Here is a 6,317-nt window from a genome sequence, read left to right as displayed (position 1 = left end):
TAGAGTCGAACTCATGCACTGGCTAATTTCATAAATTCCTTTTTTTGTCAACTCCTAATACTGAACCGACGCCCTAGGCGGACTAATGGTTAATGGCTAATTCTTTGGTCGAGTGCGCCACCAGACGATCGCAGCAGATCCAAGGGCGATCGCGCCACTCAAAACAAAGGAAAATACAAACGGATGCCACAGGATTAAGGGTGCGGGGACGTGGTTTTGTCGCAGCGTCTCAAAGAGTTTGTCTGTGCCGCTTGATGCTGTAATTCCTCCGGCTGCTAAACCGACGCCGATCGCCTGTATTGTGCTTTCTAGGCGATCGCCTCGGTTTTTCTGTGCTAATTCGCTCCTGGCTTGTTCTATTTCTACTATCCCTCGGATTGAGGCGATCGCTTGTTCGATTAAGCCTGTGCCGTGTCGGAAATATCCTAAGTCGCCTGCTATTTGCGATCGCATATATGGAGCAGTTTTTCTACTGAAGTGATTTAATATTGATAGTTCTTCCTCATCGTTTTCTACTTTAGCAGAGATTTGATCTAATTTCTCATTGTAATTGTTAAGATTTATCGCAATTGTATTGCCGTAATCTTCTAATTCTGTCAGCCCTTGAGTGTAAGTCAGTGCTGTTTTCAGTAGCTTTTTCAACTCGTCCTTAAATTCCTGTAAATTGTCGGTAGTCAAGTCGCTGTCTAGTTCATCTATTCGCTGCTGCAACCAATTAACATTATCCACCACTTGTCGGTAAAAATCAAACAGTATGCGGTGAATTTGCCTGCTGTTGTGAAAGGCTTTAATAATTTTAGTGCGGTAGTAAAACAAGTCTACTATTTCCCGCTGGTAAGTACCAAGCTTATCTTCCGATGCTTCGCTGTTGGGAAACCAGACAAGCAAGTGCCGATAATTAGCAGTTTGCTTGATTAAACCGTACTCAAAAATCGGACTCCCAAATAACTCGCCGGCGCGGTTAAAAGGAGGGCGATATTTTTCGGGAAGTAAAGCGTTACAGCATTTGTCAGCTAGAGATTGGAAGGATTCGAGACTTGGTAGTTGTGGTTGCGGGGGTAATTTAGCGGTAATTAGAATTGTTTCACCTAGAAACTCTTCCCCGGTAACGATTCCTAATAAATTTTCGGGGTTAAATGTACTCAGCCATTGCGGGGAAACTTCCTCTACAAAACTATCAGGGAAACCCACATTCAACCACAGGGCATAGGTGTCTCCTATGTTGATGGGTACAGCAAACCCGCTGACATCTAATTGAGTTTCATTGTAGCTGACTTTAGAATTAAAATCCAAGCTGATGTCTGGCAACAAATCAACCGAGAAATTAGATGGTTCTTCGGGAAATTTGAGAAGGGGTTTTAGTTTTTGGGATGTAAAGCTTTCCAAAAAATCATCGCCCCAATTCCAGAGGGGATTATCTCTGCCGCTAGCGTCGCCGATTAGGTGAAAAGCAAAAGCGTAGACATTAGGATTTAAAACTTTTTCAATTTCATTCATTAATTTTCAGGCTTCTCAGATTTTATCCGCTTTTCTAAAGATTCTATCAGCCGTGGAAATAGGCGGGGAAACTGATTTTCGGAAATATTTTCGTCTCCTTGCGGTTGACTGGGTTTAGGGATAACTTTGCCTCTGGTGGCGACGGCTTCCAATGCTTTGGTAATTTCGGGATAGTCGATACACCAATTGCTGAGTATTTTAGAAATTGCTTGATTTGATTCATTTTCGGCAGCCGCAATATCTTTTTCAAGGGTCTTTAATGCTTCTGTGGCTGCTTCGGAAAATAAATTGGGACTGGTTTTCAAGACTACTAGAAATGAATTAATGATTTTTTCCGGCTTCATGGCTGAATTTATGTCTTGTAACTTATAATATTGTCATTTTACCATATTCACAAAGGACACGGCAATGCCATGTCCTGATTGCCCTGTTCTAATTGCCGTGTGACGGATTGTTAAACGGTCGGCACATTGCATTGTTAAATGGGAAGGAAACCATTGCCGTTTCCTACAAAAATTCATTGTTTCGCTGACGAATCTATTGCCCAATCGCACAAAAAGCCGCCCAGAAGTGGGGAGATTGGTAACGTTTGTTTTCGGGTTTTTGACCAAATGCAATAGAATTTTGCATTTCCTCTTTTCTTTCATCTGAAATTAATTTACAACTTGCAACCCAATCTACCAAATCTTGCACTGTTGCATCGCGCAGCCACAACTGAGACTCCCGCAAAGCAATCGCCACAGGCGGGCGACTTTCAGACAGGAAAATCTCATAAAACTTAATCATCAAAATCGCCGTAGATACATCATTGACAGCCCACAAAGTGCTAATTACACTCGTCGCCCCGGCATAGAAAAAACCGCTAGGCAATCCGATATACTCATCAGTATTATCTCTAATATCGGTTAACCCAGTTTCGCAGGCGGAAAGCGTCACTAAACTGCACTTACTCAGCCGCAAATCAAAGATTTCTTCCAGCGTCAGACATTCCGCGATGTCGAAGGTTTCGCCTCGGCGGGAACGAATATAACTTTTGTCGGAGGAAACCCCCCCTAGCCCCCCCTTGGTAAGGGGGGGGACTTCTCCTGTCTCGCTATTTACCAAGGGGAAATCCTCTCCTGTTTCGCCATTTACCAAGGGGAAATCCTCTCCTATCTCGCCACATGGTAAGGGGAAATCTTCTCCTGTCTCCCCCCTTGGTAAGGGGAAATCCTCTCCTGTCTCCCCCCTTGGCAAGGGGAAATCCTCTCGTGTCTCCCCCCTTGCCAAGGGGGGATTAAGGGGGGTTACTTTCGCCCCAGCTAAGATTAAAGCTGATTTCCGGGGATTGGAAAAGTCGAAAAAGCCGTGACAGGAAAAGTGGGCGATGTCGGCATTCTGCAACGCTGCCAACTGTTGCTGGAATCCTGTCTTACTTGCCTTTTCCCGAATCAAAACTTCCGCAGGATTAAAGGATTTGGCAATTGCTTCAACTTCGATATCGGTGAAGTCTAAGTCTTCTGTCGGGTTTTGAATGGCAAACAATCTTGTGGGTGATGATTCTTCCCCAGTCGGATTTACCCGCTGAGATAATTGTAATAGCTGACAACTGGGAGTATATCTCACGCCACCAGGGAAAAGTTCGAGGAGAGTTCCAGTTTCTTCTACATTCTGCCTTACCCTTCGGCTGGTTAATGCGTGAAGTGGCAACAAGTGTAAATATCGGAAGGTAACTAATATCAACCGCTGGCATTTTTCGGGGATGCGAGAAATTATTTCATCGAGGTGCAAGATTTTAGCTAATTTTTCCAGCCGGATTTCTAGCTGTTTTTCCCAGTTATCATTTTGATAGATGTAGTCGTTGATATACTGGTTTGCAAAATCTCTTAATGCTTCCAAGTCTGCATCGGAAGATTGCCAGACATCGGGTTGAGTGGAGTCCTGGGTAATAATAAAAACTTTAAAGCCGTTAAAGGTGATGTACCATTCCAAAATTGCCTCATCTTTACCTAACAGACTGCGAATTTCCTGAAAACTAATCCGCTGTAAATTTTGTGGGAGGCTGCGGGCTTTGTGAAACAATTCTACTAGGTTTCTGGTTTTGCTGCGTTCGATGTATTCTAGGGCGGCGGTTTTATTTTCCATGTCTAGGCAAACTTCTACCATTAGGTAATAAATTCTATTGTATTCTTCCGCTAATTTCTGTCGGTCAGCTTCGCCGCCCCTAATGATTTCACTCCGCATTGATTCGACTGTCTCAATGGCGGTGTTAAAGGTATTGTAAGCTTCTGGGAGTTGGGAATTATACCAGTAGGTAAGTCCGAGATTAAATAAGGTTTCAGCATGATTTATCGGGAATGCCTCGCGGGTGCGAACAGACAAAGCTTTCTGATAAGCGGAAATCGCCATTTCGAGATTATCCGCTTTTTCGCCTCTGATTCTGTAGACGTAGGCACCCGCCAAATTATTTTGACTCCTTGCCCAATCTTCAGGAAATGTCTCGCGGGTGTAAACGGATAATGATTCTTGATAAGCGGAAATCGCCATTTCGAGATTCTCCGCTTTTTCGCCTCTGATTCTGTTGCGGTAGGCTTCCCCCAAATTATTTTGACTCCTTGCCCAATATTCAGGAAATTCGTCGCGGGTGTAAACGGACAATGATGCCTCAGAAGCGGCGAGCGCCATTTCTAGATTCTCCGCTTTTTCGCCTCTGATTCTGTAGAGGTAGGCAATCGACAAATTATTTTGACTCCTTGCCCAATCTTCAGGAAATTCGTCGCAGGTGTAAACGGACAATGCTTTCTCAGAAGCGGAAATCGCCATTTCTAGATTCTCCGCTTTTTCGCCTCTGATTCTGTTGCGATATGCTTCCCCCAAATTATTTTGACTCCCTGCCCACTGTTCAGGAAATGTCTCGCAGGTGTAAACGGACAATGCTTTCTGATAAGCGGAAATCGCCATTTCTAGATTCTCCGCTTTTTCGCCTCTGATTCTGTTGCGGTAGGCTTCCCCCAAATTATTTTGACTCATTGCCCAATATTCAGGAAATGCCTCGCGGATGTAAACTGACAATGCTGCCTCAGAAGCTGCGATTGCCATTTCTAGATTCTCCGCTTTTTCGCCTCTGATTCTGTAGAGGTAGGCAATCGCCAAATTATTTTGAGTCATTGCCCAATATTCAGGAAATGCCTCGCGAGTGTAAACCTCCAATGAGGCCTCAGAAGCTGCGATCGCGATTTCTAAATTCTCCGCTTTTTCGCCTCTGATTCTGTCGCTGTATACAGCCGCCAAATTATTTTGAGTACCTGCCCAATTTTTAGGATATTCTTGACGGGTAAAAACAGTCAGGGCAACTTCATAACCTGCAATGGCAATTTCCAAATTACTCGCCCTACTGCCTAAAGGAAATTTCAGTATTGCATTGCTAAAAGTGTTAATAACTTCTATTATATAATAGCGATATTCTTTGCTGTTTAAATTTGGCAAACTTATCCTCACCCAATTTCCCAAAATTGCAGCAAAATCATCATTAATCAAGTTGAGATTATCCCCTAGCAGGGGATAAATTACATTACGATCGCCACCACTATCTGAAGTTACCTGCAACAGTTGTATCAAAAATTCCCATTGAGAATTAGCAGAGGGCAATTCCAACAATTTAGCGAGTTCGTCAGCCAAATTCGTTAAATAATCCGCTGCATTCTCATTTCCTTTCTGGCGTTTGATTTCTGCAGCCAGTTGCATTACCTGCACCAACCCGGCATCAACTAACTCGGAGTTTGCCTGCAAAATTTTGCTTTCTTCCCCGCTGGGGCAATTCAGTAGCAATTCAATCAGATTAAAATAAGCTTGGAGTCGTTGTTCGTCCATATCGGGTGGCGGGGGATTGGGCGGGGTAATTATTATTTAGTGATTGTATTATATGGAGAACGCGCGTAGTTTGTTAGTGCGATTTCTCAGTCTTGTTTGTGAGTCCACAATCTTTCGATCCCCCCTAACCCCCCTTCCTAAGGGGGGGACAAGAGTTAGGTTGAATATTGTTTGTGAGTCCACAATCTTTCGATCCCCCCTAACCCCCCTTTGTAAGGGGGGGACAAGAGTTAGGTTGAATATTGTTTGTGAGTCCACAATCTTTCGATCCCCCCTAACCCCCCTTCCTAAGGGGGGGACAAGAGTTAGGCTGAATATTGTTTGTGAGTTCACAATCTTTTTAAGTGGGATTCAGGCGTTTCACTAGAAGACTTCGCCCTCTCTTGTCCCCCCCTTATTAAGGGGGGCTAGGGGGGATCAGAACCCCGTTATGAACGAAAAACTTCGCCCTCTCTTGTCCCCCCCTTATTAAGGGGGGCTAGGGGGGATCGGAACCCCGTTATGAACGAAAAACTTCGCCCTCTATTGTTCCCCCCTTAGTAAGGGGGCTAGGGAGGATCAGACCTTCCAACTGATAGCAAACCCCCTCAAAATTCAGCAAAACTTCAACATTAGTAAACCTGACCACCTGAAGTCCATAGCCCTCTAAAATATTCGTCCTCTCCTCATCATAAATTTTCCCCTGTTCAGTAAAATGACTCTCTCCATCAATTTCAATGACCAGTCTTAATCCCGAACAGTAAAAACCAACAATAAAATTATCAATCGGCCGTTGTCGCAAAATGCGAACGGGCAATTTTCGCAAAAAACCTTGCCACATTTTTTTCTCTGTGACTGTCTGGTTTAGCCGCAGTTGTTTAGCGATGGGAACAAGTTTTGGGTTGTAGGGCAAATAAAAACCGGAGTTTTTGAGTTGTAGCACAATACCTCCTAGCTTCCCTGAAAAAGTTAGTATTAGAGTTATTATAGCT

Annotated in this window: 4 protein-coding genes; all 4 read right to left on the bottom strand. The window is 44.0% G+C overall.

Features of this window, described 5'->3' with window-relative positions; translation table 11 throughout:
* Nucleotides 1-96 precede the first annotated feature (96 nt).
* The gene (locus QUB61_RS15165; RefSeq protein WP_333129557.1) at nt 97-1,497 is read right to left on the bottom strand and encodes a hypothetical protein; all 1,401 of its coding nucleotides are present in this window, start codon (nt 1,495-1,497) and stop codon (nt 97-99) included.
* Nucleotides 1,497-1,841 (bottom strand): hypothetical protein, encoded by a 345-nt coding sequence (locus QUB61_RS15160; RefSeq protein ID WP_333129555.1) that lies wholly within the window; start codon nt 1,839-1,841, stop codon nt 1,497-1,499. Before QUB61_RS15160 ends, QUB61_RS15165 begins: the two co-directional genes overlap by 1 nt.
* 193 nt (nt 1,842-2,034) lie before the next feature.
* Nucleotides 2,035-5,346, bottom strand: coding sequence for a CHAT domain-containing tetratricopeptide repeat protein (locus tag QUB61_RS15155; RefSeq protein WP_333129553.1), 3,312 nt, complete (start codon nt 5,344-5,346; stop codon nt 2,035-2,037).
* A gap of 499 nt (nt 5,347-5,845) precedes the next feature.
* A complete protein-coding gene (locus QUB61_RS15150; protein ID WP_333129551.1) occupies nt 5,846-6,268 on the bottom strand; it encodes an endonuclease domain-containing protein in 423 nt (140 codons plus the stop codon).
* Between the last annotated feature and the right edge of the window lie 49 nt (nt 6,269-6,317).

The organism is Microcoleus sp. C2D2 (assembly GCF_036702495.1).
Classification (GTDB): domain Bacteria; phylum Cyanobacteriota; class Cyanobacteriia; order Cyanobacteriales; family Microcoleaceae; genus Microcoleus.
This window is presented reverse-complemented; position numbering and strand designations above follow the sequence as displayed.

What these genes read in the sequence shown, in the direction of transcription:
- QUB61_RS15165 (WP_333129557.1), bottom strand. Translation starts at nt 1,497, where the DNA reads ATGAATGAAATTGAAAAAGTTTTAAATCCTAATGTCTACGCTTTTGCT.
- QUB61_RS15160 (WP_333129555.1), bottom strand. Translation starts at nt 1,841, where the DNA reads ATGAAGCCGGAAAAAATCATTAATTCATTTCTAGTAGTCTTGAAAACC.
- QUB61_RS15155 (WP_333129553.1), bottom strand. Translation starts at nt 5,346, where the DNA reads ATGGACGAACAACGACTCCAAGCTTATTTTAATCTGATTGAATTGCTA.